The 15,617-nt window shown below is 74.0% G+C and carries 11 protein-coding genes; 9 read left to right on the top strand and 2 right to left on the bottom strand.

Features of this window, described 5'->3' with window-relative positions; genetic code table 11:
• Positions 1 to 506: 506 nt before the first annotated feature.
• Both AB0O07_RS02060 and AB0O07_RS02055 read left to right on the top strand, forming a co-directional pair.
• Positions 507 to 1,424: a S1 family peptidase gene (locus AB0O07_RS02060; protein WP_365625375.1), complete on the top strand. Its 918-nt coding sequence runs from the start codon at positions 507 to 509 to the stop codon at positions 1,422 to 1,424.
• 240 nt (positions 1,425 to 1,664) lie between these two features.
• The gene (locus AB0O07_RS02055) at positions 1,665 to 2,111 is read left to right on the top strand and encodes a VOC family protein (RefSeq protein ID WP_365625372.1); all 447 of its coding nucleotides are present in this window, start codon (positions 1,665 to 1,667) and stop codon (positions 2,109 to 2,111) included.
• Positions 2,112 to 2,126: 15 nt separating this feature from the next.
• Here AB0O07_RS02055 and AB0O07_RS02050 read toward each other — a convergent pair whose 3' ends face one another.
• Positions 2,127 to 2,909 (bottom strand): helix-turn-helix domain-containing protein, encoded by a 783-nt coding sequence (locus tag AB0O07_RS02050; RefSeq protein WP_365625369.1) that lies wholly within the window; start codon positions 2,907 to 2,909, stop codon positions 2,127 to 2,129.
• 101 nt (positions 2,910 to 3,010) lie between these two features.
• Between AB0O07_RS02050 and AB0O07_RS02045 the strand changes: the two genes are divergently transcribed.
• The 4 genes from AB0O07_RS02045 to AB0O07_RS02030 are packed head-to-tail and all read left to right on the top strand — an operon-like array spanning position 3,011 to position 10,301.
• A complete protein-coding gene (locus tag AB0O07_RS02045) occupies positions 3,011 to 3,436 on the top strand; it encodes a CU044_2847 family protein (RefSeq protein ID WP_365625366.1) in 426 nt (141 codons plus the stop codon).
• Entirely contained in the window at positions 3,433 to 5,361 is a 1,929-nt protein-coding gene (locus tag AB0O07_RS02040; RefSeq protein WP_365625363.1) for a trypsin-like peptidase domain-containing protein, read from the top strand. The genes AB0O07_RS02045 and AB0O07_RS02040 overlap by 4 nt, the downstream gene beginning before the upstream one ends.
• A gap of 58 nt (positions 5,362 to 5,419) precedes the next feature.
• A complete protein-coding gene (locus AB0O07_RS02035; protein ID WP_365625360.1) occupies positions 5,420 to 6,451 on the top strand; it encodes a MoxR family ATPase in 1,032 nt (343 codons plus the stop codon).
• Positions 6,438 to 10,301: an SAV_2336 N-terminal domain-related protein gene (locus AB0O07_RS02030; protein ID WP_365625357.1), complete on the top strand. Its 3,864-nt coding sequence runs from the start codon at positions 6,438 to 6,440 to the stop codon at positions 10,299 to 10,301. The genes AB0O07_RS02035 and AB0O07_RS02030 overlap by 14 nt, the downstream gene beginning before the upstream one ends.
• On the opposite strand, the gene AB0O07_RS02025 is transcribed toward AB0O07_RS02030, so the two are convergent.
• A complete protein-coding gene (locus AB0O07_RS02025) occupies positions 10,298 to 11,539 on the bottom strand; it encodes a YihY/virulence factor BrkB family protein (protein WP_365625354.1) in 1,242 nt (413 codons plus the stop codon). The two genes, AB0O07_RS02030 and AB0O07_RS02025, sit on opposite strands and share 4 nt — an antisense overlap.
• 17 nt (positions 11,540 to 11,556) lie before the next feature.
• On the opposite strand from AB0O07_RS02025, the gene AB0O07_RS02020 reads away from it, so the two are divergent.
• The 3 genes from AB0O07_RS02020 (at position 11,557) to AB0O07_RS02010 (ending at position 15,505) form a co-directional block, all read left to right on the top strand.
• Positions 11,557 to 13,194, top strand: coding sequence for an acyl-CoA dehydrogenase family protein (locus tag AB0O07_RS02020; RefSeq protein WP_365625351.1), 1,638 nt, complete (start codon positions 11,557 to 11,559; stop codon positions 13,192 to 13,194).
• A 286-nt stretch (positions 13,195 to 13,480) separates the two neighbouring features.
• A complete protein-coding gene (locus tag AB0O07_RS02015; RefSeq protein ID WP_365625348.1) occupies positions 13,481 to 14,812 on the top strand; it encodes a GAF domain-containing protein in 1,332 nt (443 codons plus the stop codon).
• 120 nt (positions 14,813 to 14,932) lie between these two features.
• Positions 14,933 to 15,505 carry a GNAT family N-acetyltransferase gene (locus tag AB0O07_RS02010; RefSeq protein ID WP_365625345.1) on the top strand — a complete coding sequence of 191 codons (573 nt, stop codon included), beginning with the start codon at positions 14,933 to 14,935 and terminating at the stop codon, positions 15,503 to 15,505.
• The last annotated feature ends 112 nt before the right edge of the window (positions 15,506 to 15,617 follow it).

The raw sequence follows: 15,617 nt of genomic DNA, 5'->3' as shown, positions 1-15,617 counted from the left end.
CGTACGCCGCCGCCAAACGGACGTTCTACGCGCAGAGATTCGAAGCTTTCGGCCGCGAATGCCGGGGAGCCGCGACCTGTTACGTCACCCATCCGCCACCCACCGTGAACCATGTGTGTTCGTGACGGCCTCCAGCGTGGCCGAATGCCGTCGCCTTCCCCATCTCCCCCGCTCAGCACGGGTGCTGACGTACCGTCACTCACTTCCTCACCCGCCGCGACGGCCTTTGCAGGAGTTCACCCGTCCGGGTCCGCCCGGCGCGCCGCGCCGACAGGGACTCCGCGCGGCGCCCGGCCGTTCCGCCGCCTCGGGCCGGGATCCGGGGCGGCGGAACAGTCCCGTGCCCCGGGTCCTGAAGTCGGCCTTGTCTCACCGGCGAACGCCCCCAAGGATGCTCAGCGTGCGTTGACAGGTTCACGATCAACACCGGTGGCCGTCGGACCTGCGCACATCAGCGGGCCGCAACCCAACGGCCCGCGAAGTTCCCCCACTCTCTGGAGGACGTAGTGACCATCAAGCGCTTTTCCCCCCTCGGCGCGGTGTCCAGACGAGCCCGGCTCCTCGCCGTCGCCTCGGGTCTGGCGACCGCCGTCGCGCTTGCGGCCCCGAGTGCCGTCGCCGCCCCGGCGCCGGCCCCCGCTCCTTCCGCCGCGCAGCTCACCGCCGCGAGCGAGGCGATCGGCGCCGCCGACATCGCCGGCACGGCCTGGTACACGGACAAGGCGTCCGGCAAGGTCGTCGTCACCGTCGACAGCCGGGTCTCCGACGCGGAGATCGCCGAGATCAAGCAGTCCGTGGCGGACGCCTCCGCGGACGTCACCATCAAGCACACCGAGGGCACCTTCAACAAGCTGATCGCGGGCGGCCAGGCCATCTACGCGAGCGGCGGCCGCTGTTCCCTCGGCTTCAACGTGCGCAGCGGTTCGACGTACTACGCGCTGACCGCGGGCCACTGCACCAACATCGGCTCCACCTGGTACACCAACTCGGCGAACACCACCGTGCTGGGCACCCGGGCCGCGTCCAACTTCCCGACCACCGACTACGGCCTGATCCGCCACTCCAACTCGGCGGCGGCCGAGGGCCGTGTCTCCCTCTACAACGGCTCTTACCAGACCATCACCTCGGCCGCCAACCCCTCGGTCGGCCAGTCCGTGCGGCGCAGCGGCTCCACCACCGGGGTCCACTCCGGCACGGTCACCGGGCTCAACGCGACCGTCAACTACGGCGGTGGCGACATCGTCTACGGCATGATCCAGACCAACGTCTGCGCCGAGCCGGGCGACAGCGGCGGCTCGCTCTTCTCGGGCAGCACGGCGCTGGGCCTGACCTCGGGCGGCAGCGGCAACTGCACCTCCGGCGGCACGACGTTCTTCCAGCCGGTCGTGGCGGCGATGAACGCGTACGGCGTGAGCCTCGCCTGATCCGGACCCGAGCCGGGCTGATCCAGGCCCGGATCCGGGCCCGAGCACCACTCCGGGCCTGACACGTCCCATCCGTACGACCGTATGAACCGCACGGGCGCCCCACCCCCGTGCAGGCACCACCGGTGACCGGCGGGCCGCGCAGCATCTGCGCGGCCCGCCGTGTCGTTTCCCGGCGGGCGGCGATCACGTCCGATTCGTTCAAGACCGGCCCGCCGTCCCCTTCCTAGGCTCGGCCCCATGACAAGCACCTCCAGCCCCAGCCCCACCTCCTCCGGATCCGCATCCGCCCCGGGGTTCGACGCGATCGGCCTGGTCGTCTCCGACATGGCCGCCTCCCTCGCCTTCTACCGCCGCCTCGGCCTCGACCTGCCCGCCGTCGCCGACACCGCGCCGCACGCCGAGGCGACCCTGCCGAGCGGGCTCCGGGTCCTCTGGGACACGGAGGAGACCGTACGGTCGTACGACCCGGGGTGGACCCGGCCCGGCGGCGGCGGGCGCGTCGGGCTGGCCTTCCGGTGCGCGGACCCGGCGGCGGTCGACGCCACGTACGCCGCGCTGACCGGGGCCGGCCACCGGGGGCATCTCCCGCCGTGGGACGCGGTGTGGGGGCAGCGGTACGCGGTGATCCTGGACCCCGACGGCTGCGAGGTCTCCCTCTTCGCGGACGCGGGGAACAGCGCCTGACCAGAGGCCCGACCATCAGCCCGTGGGGAACGCCCGCCGGTACGCCCGTACGTAGCCGCCCAGCGTGAGCCCGGTCAGCGCGCGCGTCTCCCGGGCCAGGTGCGCCTGGTCGGCGCAGCCCGCGGCGAGCGCGGCGGTCCCGTACGGTACCCCGCGCCGTACCAGCTCCAGCGCGCGCTGGAGCCGCAGCACCCGGGCGAGCGTCTTGGGCCCGTAGCCGAAGGCGTCCAGGGAGCGGCGGTGGAGCTGCCGGGCGCCGAGTCCGACGGCGTCGGCGGTGGCGGCGACCGGGCGCCCCGCGTCCAGCCCGGCGACGACGGCCCGCAGCAGCGGATCGGGCGGCGGCGCCCCGGCCGCGCACCGCAGCGCCGCCGCCTCCAGGCCGGCGGCCGGGTCACCGGTCGCGGCGGTGGCACGGGCGGTCAGCCCGGCGAGGGCGCGGGCCTTCGCCGGGGACCACAGGTCGGCGAGATCGACCCGCAGGTCGCGCAGTTCATGGGCCGGTACGCCGAGGAGCGCGGGCGCGGTGCCGGGCGCGAAGCGCACCCCTACGAGCCACCCCGGACGGTCCGGACCGTCCGGACCGTCCGGACTCTCGGGGAGGTACGCGTGGGTGTCGGGCCCGGCGACGAACAGCCGGTCGCCGGTCCACAGCAGGTCCATACAGCCGTCGGGGAGCACGGGGTACGGGTCCTCCGCCGTACCACTGTTCCGGTCCTCCCGGTCCGCCCCGCTTCCCGGGTCCCCCTTGCGCCAGACGACCGCGCCGTCCAGCCGCGACACCCGTTCCTCATACATACGAATGAGGCTAAAGCCTCGCCCCGCCGAGGGCCGCTGATCCAGAATGGACGGTCGCGGGGTGTCCGGACCGGGATACCGCGGGTTCTATCGCGGGGGCGATGATGACAGCACTGATGGAGTTCACCACGGACAGCGGGGCGACGGTCACGGTCGAGGTGGCGCAGGACGCGCCCGGGGCCCGGCCGGTCTCCCGCTCCAACTCCCTCACGCAGGCGAGCCGTACCTTCGACGCGGCCCTCCAGGGGATCCGGTCGGCGGCCGAATCGGCGCTCACGGTCTTCCGGGACGGTTCGCTCCGGCCGGACGCGGTGGAGCTGGAGTTCGGGGTGAAGATCATGGCCGAGGCGGGCGCGGTGATCTCCAAGACGGCCGGCGAGGGCCATCTCACGGTGAAGCTCTCCTGGAACCCGGGCGCGCAGGGCGCGACGGATCCGGAGCAGGGGTCCGGGGCGGCGGCACCGACACCGCCACCGGCACCGGCACCGGCCCCAGCGGGTGACACGCGGGCGGCGGGCGACCAGTGACGCGCTCGCCCGCCTGGCACGCCCGTATCGACATCGCGGGGGCGGCGGAGGGCTCGGGCTTTCTCGTCTCCGACCGTACGGTGCTGACCTGCGCCCACGTCCTGCTCCACCACGACCGGGCCGAGGCGGTCTTCCCCGGCGCCCCCGGGCTCGCCCCGCTGCCCGCCCGGGTGGTGGCCCGGGGCACCTGGGCCGGCGGCGACCGCGACCGGGGCGATCTCGCCGTACTGGAGCTGGAGCGGCCGGTGCCCATCGCGCCCGCGCGCTTCGCCGCGCCCGACGCGGCACACGGCACACCGGCGCGGAAGCTGGTGGCGTACGGCTTCCCCTACGGGTACGACGTCGAAGGCGTCCAGAGCGAACTCCTCGTCACATCAAGGCAGTTGATCGCCGACGAGTGGGCCCAGCTCGAATTCCCCCGGGGGCACGGACAGCAGACCGACCAGGGTTTCAGCGGCGCCGCGGTGATGGTGGAGGACGGTGGCACGGTGGCCGGGATGGTCGTCTCGCACGACCCGGTGACCCGCAACGGCCGGATGATTCCGGCGGCGGTGCTGGCCCGGCACTGGTCGCCGCTGGGCGAGCTCGTCCCCACCCCCGGCTATCCGGCCGAAGAGAAGCGCGGTCTGCGGCAGTTGGTCGACCGCTCGCCCGCCGTCCCCGCACCGCTGGGCCAACTGCTGCGGGACGCCGTGGGCCCGCTCTGGGCCGACCTGCCGCCGGAGCCGCGCTCGCTGTGGGAGGCGGTCTGGTACCTGCTGTCGGAGTCGAGACCGGCGGTGGGCATGCTGCCGCTGGCGGAGCTGACGGTACGGCTGAGCGGGCTGGTCGGCGACGAGGCGCTCGCCCGGGAGCTGCGGCAGTGGGCGCAGGCCCACCGGGCCCGGCACGACGCGCCGTGGAGCACGGGGACGGGCACAGGGACAGGCACGGCGGCGGGGATGGGGTCGGGCACGGGGTCGGGGACGGGACCGCCGACGGCGACGGCGACGGCGTTCACTGCGGCGGCCACGGCACCGGCCGTACGTACGCCGTACACCGCACGGGCGGTAGATACGGTCCCCGTACCGGCGACGGCGCCCACCCCTTTACCGATGCCGGTGCCGGTGCCGTCCGTACGCCGCTGGTCGCCCATCCTGGTCGAGATCAGACGCAGCGGCGCCGGGCGCAACGCGCTGCTGGTGGAGGTCTCGGCGTACCGGGACGGCAGACGCCGGCTGGTGGGTGAGGAGCGGCTGGCGGAGCGGGAGGTGCGCGCCTGGGTGCTCGACCGGATCGATGACGCGTTCGCGGAAATCGACACGGAGGGACGCGAGTTGATCGCGTTCGCCCTGCCGCGCTCCTGGCTGAACAGACCGGTCGACCAGTGGACGGGGCGCAAGGCGATGAGCACCCCGCTGGGGTGTGTGGCCCCGGTGGTGGTGATGGACCACGACCGGCGCGACAGCAACCGGCTCCAGTTCCGGCTGAGGAAGATGTGGGAAGTGCTCGACGGACAGCCGGGCTCCGCCGTGCACCGGATCTCCTGCGCACGGCCGGTCAGACCCGAGCGGCTTGCCGTACAACTCCAGGATGTGACGGGCCCGGTGGCGCTCACCCGGCCGCCGAAGGCACCGCGCGACCGCGCGCTGCACGGCGCGGTGCTGGACGCCCCGGCGCCGATCGTGCTCTGGCCGCGCACCGGGTGCCCGGGCGGCGCGGAGTGTGACGGCGGATGCCGCGGGGAGGATTTCCTGGACGCGCTGGCCGACCGTCTCGCGGCCCTGCCGCCGGGCGAACTGCCGGAGGAGGTCTTCACGTTGCGCAAATCGGCGTTCGCCCACGAGGGCCCCGAGCCGCACTGGGCGGCGGACCTGTCCCTCGTCTGGGAGGACCCCCGCTGGATCCCCGCCGTCCCCCGGCTGAGCGGAACGCCGGTGGCCTGATGACTCCCCGCTTCCTCCTCTCTCCGCCCTGACCCTCCCTACGAGCTGGAGCCCTCGCATGCCCCTGTGGCCGGTGTACACCGGAGCCGACCAACCGCACGACGGCGTACGGCAGTTGCCCGCGCCTCCGCCGTGGCGCGACTTCGACGGCGGCCCCGTCGTCGAGCCGCCGCCGGACGGCGAGGTCTCCTCACCGGACCGCGAGCACCGGGCGCGGGCGTACCGGGCGACGGAGGAGAGTGTCCAACTGGTCAACGCGGCCCTGTACTTGCGCCGCCCGCTGCTGGTGACGGGGCCGCCGGGCAGCGGCAAGTCGAGCCTGGCGTACGCGGTGGCACGGGAGCTGCGCCTCGGCCCCGTACTCCGCTGGAACATCACCAGCAGGTCCACCCTGAGCGACGGGCTCTACCAGTACGACCCGCTCTCCCGGCTCTACGCGGCGGGCCGGCAGGAACAACAGGGACAGCGGGGCGGCGGGGCCGGGGACACCGGACCGGGCGGGAATGTCGAGGACCACCTCCGGCTGGGCCCGCTGGGCACGGCGCTCCTGCCGTACGAGCGGCCGAGGGCGCTGCTGATCGACGAGATCGACAAGAGCGACCTGGACCTCCCCAACGACCTGCTGAACGTCATGGAGGAGGGCCAGTACGAGATCCCCGAGCTGGTCCGGGCCGCGCGGACGCGCCCCCGGTCGCGGGTGCTGACCGCCGATGCCGACCGGCCGGCGGCGGTGGAGCGGGGCCGGGTGCGGTGCCGGGCGTTCCCGTTCGTGGTGCTGACGAGCAACGGGGAGCGCGAATTCCCGCCCGCGTTTCTGCGGCGGTGTGTGACCCTGGAGCTGAAGCAGCCGGTCGCGTCCCATCTGGCGGAGATCGTCCGGGCCCACCTCGGCGAACTGGACCAGCAGGGGCTGGAGTTGGTCCGTACGTTCCTGGAGCGGAGCAGCGGCGGCGAGCTGGCGACGGACCAACTGCTCAACGCCATCTATCTGACCCGGGCTTCGGGGGTGGCGGGGGCGACCCGGGAACAACTGGCGGACCATCTCATGCGCTATCTGAGCCAGGCACCGGGCACCGATGACGACTTCTGACGCTTCCGGCTCTTCCGGCTCTTCCGGCGCCGGTACCGGCGGCGCGGAGGGCCACCCCGAAGCCTTCCCCGAACTGGACGCGCTGCGCGAGCTGTTGACGGCGGCGGGCACGGAGCCGCCCACCGGCCGGGAGCTGGCGGAACTGCTCTGGCTGGCCGCGCAGACGCACCCGGAGGCGGCACCCCCGGCGCCCGTGCCGGAGTCCCCTCGGGGCGCCCCGTCGGGGGTCGCCCCGGCGGGACCTCTGGCGCGGCATCCCGGGCACCCCGGGGAACGCCGGTCCTTCCCCTGGCACCCCCGCAAGGGGAAGGGCCCCCGCACCGTGCCCCCCGTGGTCCTGCGCTCCCCCGCCCCCGCGTCCGGCTACCCCCTGCCCGGCTCCGCCGCCGTACCCCCGCCCCCGGCGGAACCGGCCCCGGAACGGCCGCCCGAGGTGCTGGCGCCCGCGCCGCCGATGCTCTCGCGCCCGCTGACGCTCCAGCGGGCCCTGCGTCCGCTGCGCAGAACCGTGCCGTCGGTGCGCGAACGGGAGCTGGACGAGGCGGGTACGGCGTACCGCATCGCCTCGCTCGGCGCGCACCGCGACCAGTGGCTCCCCGAACTCCGCCCGACGCGCGAACGGTGGCTGCATCTGAGGCTGGTGGTGGACGAGGGGCCGACGATGGCCATGTGGCAGCCGCTGGCCCACGAGCTCTTCACGGCGTTCGGGCAGACGGGTGCGTTCCGTACGGTGGAGGTGGTGCCGCTGGGCGCGGACGGCATCGTACCCCCGCGCCCCTGGACGGCCGGGCGGACGCTGACCCTGGTCGTCAGCGACGCGATGGGCCCCCAGTGGCGGGAGGGTCCCGCAGGCCGGTGCTGGTACCGGACCCTGCGGGGGTGGGCCCGGCGGATGCCGGTGGCGGTGCTCCAGCCGCTGCCGGAGCGGATGTGGCAGCAGACCGCGCTCGCCCCGGTGCCGGGCCTGTTCACGACGCCGGGCCCCGGCGCGCCCAACACCGCGCTGCGCTTCGCACCGTACGACGGCCCCGCGTACGGCATCCCCGTACCGGTGCTGGAGCCGGCCGCCCCCTGGCTCACCCACTGGGCGGACCTGGTGGCCGCGCGGGGCGGGGGCCCGGTGCCGGGGGCCGCCGCGCTGCTGCCGCCCGGGGACGCGTACGCGCTCCCGGACGGCGGGGTCGACGACGACGCAGACACGTCAGAAGCGTCGGACGCGTCGCACGGGCTGCTCCCCGGGCAGGTCTCCGCCACCGACCTGGTCCTGCGGTTCCGCTCGGCCGCCTCCCCGCAGGCGGCCCGGCTGGCCGGGCATCTGGCGGTGGGCCCGGCGCATCTGCCGGTGATGCGGCTGGTCCAGGCGGCCGTCGAGGAGCATCCGCAGCCGCAGCATCTGGCGGAGGTGGTGCTGAGCGGCATGCTCCGCTCCGTACCGGGCCCGCCCGGCTCGTACGACTTCCGCCCCGGGGTCCGCGAGGTCCTGCTCAACACACTGCCCCGCACCAGCCTGGCCCGTACGGTGGGCCTGCTCGACCGGGTGGGCGCGGAGATCGAGTCGCGGGCGGGCGCCGCCCGGGGCGAGTTCCGGGCGCTGCTGGACGACGGGGCGGGCGGCGGGGCGGGCGGCGGTGTGGGCGGCGGCGCAGGCGGCGAGCCGTTCGCGCTGGTGAGCCGGGAGAGCCTGCGGCTGCTGCGGGGGCCGGAGGTGCCGGAGCGGGAGACGGGGCCGGTGTCGCCGCCCCCGATGCCGCAGACGGCGCCGCAGACGAAAGCGGCGCCCACGCCCGTACCCACCCCCGCCCCCACGCCCGTACCCACCCCGACTCCCCCTGGACGCAAGGTGGTGGCCGGCCGGTACGAGTTGCTGGAGGTCGTCGGGCGCGGCGGGAGCAGTACGGTGTGGCGGGCGTACGACAGGACGGAGCGCCGCTCCGTCGCGGTGAAGTGGATGCGCGGGCCCGGCGTGGAAGTCGACGCGGTCTCCACCCGGGCCCGGTCGCGGTTCCTCCACACGATGCGCGTGGTCGCCGAATTGCGGCACCCGAACATCATCGAGATCCACCATTTCGGTACGGACGACGACGGCGCCTCGTATGTGGTGATGGAGCTGGTGACGGGCCGCACCCTCGACGCGCCGGCGGCGGACCCCGACGACCACGGGCACCGCGCGCGGCTCTCCGTGGCCGAGATCGCCGTCATCGCCCGGCAGGTGATCGCCGCCCTCACCTACGCCCATGACCAGGGCGTCTGGCACCGGCATCTCTCACCGGCGAGCATCCTCCTGCGCGTGGACGGCGTCGTGAAGGTCGGCGGCTTCGGGCTCACGCGCACCGGCCTCGACTCCACGCGCACCTCGCAGGCGGTCCGCAGGCCCACGGCCGTGGGGACCCCCCAGTACATGTCGCCCGAGCAGATCGCCGGCGGCGAGGTCGACCAGCGCAGCGACCTCTACTCGCTCGGCTGCGTCCTGTACGAACTCGCCACCGGGGAACCGCCGTTCGCGTACCCGGACATCTGGCAGACGCTCACCGCCCACCGGCACGAGCGCCCCCGGCCGCCCGGGGAGCTGAGGGCCGACCTGCCCGCCGCGCTGGAGGACGCGATCCTGGATCTCCTGGCCAAGAACCCTGAGGAGCGCTGGCGCGGCGCGGACAGCCTGGCCTCGGAGATCCTTCCGGAGTCCACCTGGCAGTACGGCGTCCTGGGGCGGCTCCGGGCCACCCACGGCGGGCGGGACCGTACGCCGAGAACACCCGCCGGACGGGTTGTCCTCAGCAGACTTCTGCTGTCCGGTGGCACCACGGTCTCCGTCCGGGATCTGAGGCTGGCTCTGAGCGGCGATCCCTCGGTGCGGACGGATGTTCTGGTCACCGCAGGCATCGATGAACTTCTCGCGAGCGGACACAACATCGTGGAAGCCGAAGGCGGCTACCGTCTGCGGCACTTCTCGGAGTTGGACCTCATCACGGTCGAAGAACTGGCCCGGACCGCAGCGAACACACGTGACCTCAGGAAACTTGCCGTGTTGTATCAGGCGGCGCTGGATTACTGGCGCGGCGAACCACTCGCCAACGTCGAGGGCGCATGGGCCGAGCGGCAGCGCGAAGAACTGTCCGCGTGGAAGCGCTCGCTGGAGGCCGCGCGCGACATCGCTCGCGACGGGGCGGCCGCTCCCCTCCCCTCCCCCGGGAACGCCGTCCGCTCCCCCGGGAACGCCGTCCGCCTCACCATCGGCGGCGCCGAGTTGTACAGCGTGCCTCCGCGCGGCCGGCCCGCCGCCCAGGCCGTCTTCCTCCCCCTGCTCCGGCAGGCCTGCCGGGAGGCCTTCGGCTCGTCCGGCACCTTCGTCGGCCTCGGGGACCGGCCTCACCAGCCCACGATGACGTTCCGGGTGACGGCCGACCCCGCGTACACCGTGCCCGAAGTGCTGAACCGGCTCGCCGGCCCGTTCGCCGAGGCACTCACGGCAGGCATGTCGTCGCTCTTCTTCCCGCTGACCGTGCTGCTGACCGTGCTGGTCGACGTGGGAGAGCCCGAGGAGGCGGCCAGAGCGGTGGAGGGGCGTTTCCCGGCGCCCGTGGAGGTGGGCGGCTCCCGGCCCGGGAAGATCTCGATGATGGTGGGGATGCGCGACGAGGTGTACCGGCAGAGCGGCGTGCCCGGGGACTTCGTACGCCGGGACACGGAAGGGCCGGACGGCATCGCGCGCCCCGTCTGGTATCTGACCCTCGGATATCCGCCGGAGCCGCAGGCCCCGAAGGCGTCCTGGTTCCGCAGACTGCTCGGCGGTGGCGGCGGTGGCGACACGAACCCACCGGGGACGACACCACCGTCAGGCGGGCCGCGCTAACCCTCCGTCCCCGTCTCCGACCCCGTCCCCTTGGGATTCCCGCCGCCCCCAGTACCTCCCCCACCACTCCCGCCATTCACGCCTCCACCGTTCACGCCCCCACCCGGCTTCGTACGCGCCCGGGATCCCCGCAGCCCCCCCGCCATCCGCGCCTTGACGTCGTCCGGGGGCAAGAACTTGGACCAGCGTTCCGGGAACTCCGAGGGCATGTCCGGGTCGCCGTCGTCGTCGCGGGGCGGGTCGGTGGTGGCCCCCGCGCGGGCGACGAGTTCGGCGGCGTGGGCCGCGCGCAGGCGCTCGTTCGCGGCGCGGGCCGCCGCCGTGGAGACCGAGGGCCAGACCCGGTCGATCGCCGCGTTGACCGCCGCGCCCACCAGGACCGCGAACGCGGAGACGCCGATCCACAGGAGGACGGCGATGGGCGCGGCCAGCGAGCCGTAGATGGTGGGGCCCTCGACCGTGTTGGTGAGGTAGATACGGAGCAGGAAGCTGCCCAGCACCCACATCCCCAGGGCGACCAGCGCGCCCGGCATGTCCTCTATCCAGCGCGACCTGACCGGCACGGAGACGTGGTAGAGCGTGGTGAGGAAGGCGATGGACAGGACTATGACCACCGGCCAGTACAGGATGCTGACGACCTCCGTGCCCCACGGGATCCACTCGACCACCCGGTCGGGGCCGACCACCGCGAGCGGCAGCACCACCGCGCCGATCACGATCGCGACGACGTAGAGCAGGAAGGCGAGCAGCCGGGTGGCGACGATGCCGCGCCGCCCGTCGAGGCCGTACATGACCGTGATCGTGTCCACGAAGACGTTGACGGCACGCGATCCGGACCAGAGGGCGATGGCGAAGCCGATGGAGATGACGTCGGGGCGGCCCCCGTGGGTGATGTCCGCGAGGAGCGGTTTGGCGATCTCGTCGACGCCGCGCGCGGAGAGGACCGTACCGGCGGCGGCGAGGATGTTCCGTTCGATGGAGGCGACGGTGGTGGTGTCGGTCCAGTCGTCGACGTAGCCGAGCAGCCCGATCAGGCCGAGGAGCAGCGGCGGGAGGGAGAGCAGCGTGAAGAACGCCGCTTCGGCCGCCAGTCCGAGGATCCGGTATTCGATACACGAATTGACCGTGTCCTTCAGCAGCAGCCAGGCCATCTTCCGCTTGGATACGTTGCGGTAGAGGACCCGCGCTCGGTGGAGTCGGCCAGTCGGCCGCTCAGGTGTTTCTTTTGCTGCCTGCACCTCCTTACCGTATCGGCATGGCAGCCAGCACCCATACAGTGACCAACCAGGTTCCGCCCCTGGTGGGGTACGACGTCTTCCGCGCCGACCGGGCCCTCGGCGAGGCGGTGGAGCGGCACTCCACCCCCGCGCTGCTCGACACGGCGCGCACGGAGCTTTCGGCGCTCGGCCGGGCGGCCGGGTCGGCGGAGGTCCAGGAGTGGGGGGTACGGGCCAATGAGCATCCCCCGGCGCTGCGCACCCACGACCGGTACGGGAACCGGATCGACGAGGTCGGCTTCCATCCGGACTGGCACCGGCTGCTGGACCGGGCGGTGGCCGCCGGCCTGACGGACGCGTGGGGCGGACCGGACGGTCATGTGCGGCGCGCGGCCGGTTTCCTGGTGTGGAGCCAGGTGGAGGCGGGGCATCTCTGTCCGGTGTCCATGACGCACGCGGCGGTGCCGGCGCTGCGGGCGGATCCGGCGCAGGCGGCGGAGTGGGAGCCCCGGCTGACCTCGCGCACGTACGAGCCGGGGCTGCGGCCCGCCGCCGGGAAGGCCGGGGCGCTCTTCGGCATGGGCATGACGGAGAAGCAGGGCGGCAGCGACGTACGGACGAACACGACGGCGGCGGAGCGCCTGGCGGCGGCCGGGGAGTACGTACTGACCGGGCACAAGTGGTTCTGTTCCGCGCCGATGTCGGACGGCTTCCTGGTCCTCGCGCAGGCGCCGGGCGGCCTGAGCTGCTTTCTCCTTCCGCGCGTGCTGCCGGACGGGGAGCGGAACGTGTTCCGGATCCAGCGGCTCAAGGACAAGCTGGGCAACCGCTCCAACGCCTCGGCGGAGGTCGAGTTCGACGGGACGTGGGCCCGGCTGATCGGCGAGGAGGGGCGCGGGGTCCGTACGATCATCGACATGGTCGCGGCGACCCGGCTGGACTGTGTGCTGGGGTCGGCGGCGCTGATGCGGCAGGCGGTGGCGCAGGCGGTGCACCACGCGACGTACCGTACGGCGTTCGGCGGCGAGCTGATCGACAAGCCGCTGATGCGGAACGTACTGGCCGATCTGGCGCTGGAGTCGGAGGCGGCGACGACGCTGGCGGTGCGGCTGGCCGCCGCGTACGACGCGGAGACCGAGGAGGAGCGGGCGTTCGCGCGGCTCGCGGTGCCGGTCGCGAAGTACTGGGTGACGAAGCGGGCCGCGCCGCTCGCCGCCGAGGCGCTGGAGTGCCTGGGCGGCAACGGGTACGTGGAGGAGTCGGGGATGCCCCGGCTGCTCCGCGAGGCGCCGCTCAACTCGATCTGGGAGGGCTCCGGCAACGTACAGGCGCTGGATGTGCTGCGGGCGCTCCAGCGGGAACCGGCGGCGCTGAACGCGTTCCTCCAGGAGGTGGGGCGGGCGCGGGGCGCCGATCACCGGCTGGACGGGGCGATCAAGGACCTGCTGACCGAACTGGCGGACCTGGCCGGCATCGAGGCGCGGGCGCGGCGGCTGGTGGAGCGGATGGCGCTGGTGCTCCAGGGGTCGCTGCTGGTGCGGTGGGCGCCGCCGGAGGTGGCGGACGCGTTCTGCGCGTCGCGGCTGGGGCGGGAGTGGGGGACGGCGTTCGGCACACTGCCGCACACGCTCGACCTGGCGGCGGTGGTGGAGCGGGCGCGCCCGGTGCACGAGTGAGAGGGCCGGACGAGTCGGCCGGGGATCCGGGCGGACCGGGCGGGGATCCGGGCGGATCAACCAGGGACCAGGGCGGGGATCCGGGCGGGTCAACCAGGGACCAGGGCGGGGATCCGGGCGGGTCAGAGGTGGTGCCGCGCCGACACGGCGCCACCTCTGACTCCTGGTCACTTTTGCCTACCTGTCAGGGATCCGCCAGGGTTGCAGGCCGTTGCAGAAGAATCGATACGGCGCCTGGAGAATCGACACAGCGCCCCCAACACTCCTGGTGGGCGGGGAGACCCCGATGAAGGACACTCCACTGGACAAGCACAGCACCGCCGAGCCGAACCTCCCCCCACTCCCCCCACTTCCCCCACTCCCCCGGTACGCCAAGGCCGCCCCGTACGCCCAGGCCGCCCCGGCCGGCGAGCGGCCCCCGGCGGCGCCCCGCCCGGAGATCGACGCGTCGTGGCGGCGGGCGATCAGGATGGGGCTCGACCCCGGCCGTGGCCCGGCAGAGGGCGGGGAGTTACTCGACCGGGACGAGTTGGAGGAGCGGCGGCAGGCCTCGGAGCTGGGCGCGGTGTTACGGGCGCTCGGCGCGGGGCCGGGCGGTCAGGGCGGGATGGTGGACGCGTCGACGCAGATCATGGTGGTCAGCGATGACGAGGGCCGGGTGCTCTGGCGCGAGGGGGGCGCGGGGGTGCTGCGCCGGGCGGACGCGATCCGCCTGGAGGAGGGCGCCAACTGGTCGGAGCGGGGTACCGGGACCAACGCCATCGGTACGGCGCTGGCGCTGCGGCTGCCCGTACGGGTGCACTCGGCCGAGCATTTCGCGCACGCGCTGCGCGCCTGGACCTGCTCGGCGGCCCCGGTGCACGACCCGCGCGACGGGCGGCTGCTCGGGGCGATCGATGTGAGCGGTCCTGCGCCCGGGTTCCATCCCACGACGCTGGCGCTGGTCAGCTCGGTGGCCCGGCTCGCGGAGGGCGAGCTGCGCGAGCGCCATGGGCGGAGCGTGGACCGGCTGCGTTCGGTGGCGGCGCCGATCCTGTGCCGGGTGGGCGGGCGGGCGCTGGCGGTGGACCCGCACGGGTGGGCGGCGGCGGTGACCGGGATGGCCCCGGTGGACCGGCTGCCGCTGCCGAAGTCGCTCCGGCCGGGCCGGATCTGGCAGCCGTCGCTGGGCATGTGCACGGTGGAGCCGCTGCCGGGCGGCTGGCTGATCCGGGTGGACGAGGAGAGCCGCCAGGAGGAGGCGCGGGAGGGGGCGCCGGGCCGGGTGGTGCTGGATCTGAGCCACCCCCGGCGCTGGTCGGTGACGGTCTCGGGCCCGGCCGGCGACTGGACCCAGGCGCTCACCCCGCGCCACGCCGAGCTGCTGTACCTCCTGGCCACGCACCGCTCGGGGCGCAGCGCGGCGGAGCTGGCCCTGGACGTCTTCGGGGACCCGACCCGTACGGTGACGGTACGGGCCGAGATGTCCCGGGTACGCCGCCACCTGGCCGGGGTCCTGGCCCACCGCCCGTACCGCTTCACGGAGGAGATGGAGGTACAGGTGATCCCCCCGCCGGCCCCGGCCGACCTCCTCCCCCACTCGACGGCCCCGGCGGTGGTACGGGCCCGGGGCGCGTGAGGCGGGGCCGGTGCGCGTGAGGCGGGGCCGGCGGGCGCACCCTCAGGGACTGAGGGCCCCTGAGGGGCCCTGCGGGACCCGCCCCTCCTCCCCCTCCCACCCCTGTGTTCTCCTGACCCCATGAGCATCACCGTGACGACCTGGTCCCTGGAACAGACCTCCCCCGCCGACCTGCGCCCCGCCACCGGGTCCCCGGACGGGGTCGGGATCGTACGGGCGGCGACGCCGTCCCCTGAGTTCAGCCGCTTCCTCTATACGGCGGTGGGCGGGGACGTGGCCTGGACGGACCGCCTGCCGTGGACGTACGGCCAGTGGTCGGGCCATCTGTCCCGCCCCGGGGTGGAGACCTGGGTGGCGTACGAGCACGGCACCCCGGCGGGCTACCTGGAGCTGGAACCGCAGGCGGAGGGCGCGGTGGAGATCCTCTACTTCGGCCTCCTCCCCGCCTTCCGGGGCCGCCGCATCGGCGGCCACCTCCTCGCGTACGCCACCGCCCGCGCCTGGGACCTCCCCACCCGCTGGCCGGACCTCCCCCCGGTCAAGCGCGTCTGGCTGCACACCTGCACGAAGGACGGCGACCACGCCCTGGACAACTACCTGCGCAGGGGCTTCCGCCTCTTCGCCACAGAAACGGAGGAGGAACCGGAATCCGCACCCCCGGGCCCATGGCCGGGCGCACACCCGGCGGTCTGACAGCCCCGCGGGGCGGGAACCGAGGGTGGGAACCCAGGGTGGGCCGCTTCTTCGCCGTACGGCACGGGGCGGGCGGAGCCGAGCGACAGGAAACCGCACCAGTTATGCGGGC

The sequence above is a fragment of the Streptomyces sp. NPDC093085 genome, from assembly GCF_040683935.1.
Taxonomy (GTDB): Bacteria; Actinomycetota; Actinomycetes; order Streptomycetales; family Streptomycetaceae; genus Streptomyces.
Note: the sequence above shows the minus strand (reverse complement) of the source record. Positions and strands in the feature narration are given on the sequence as shown.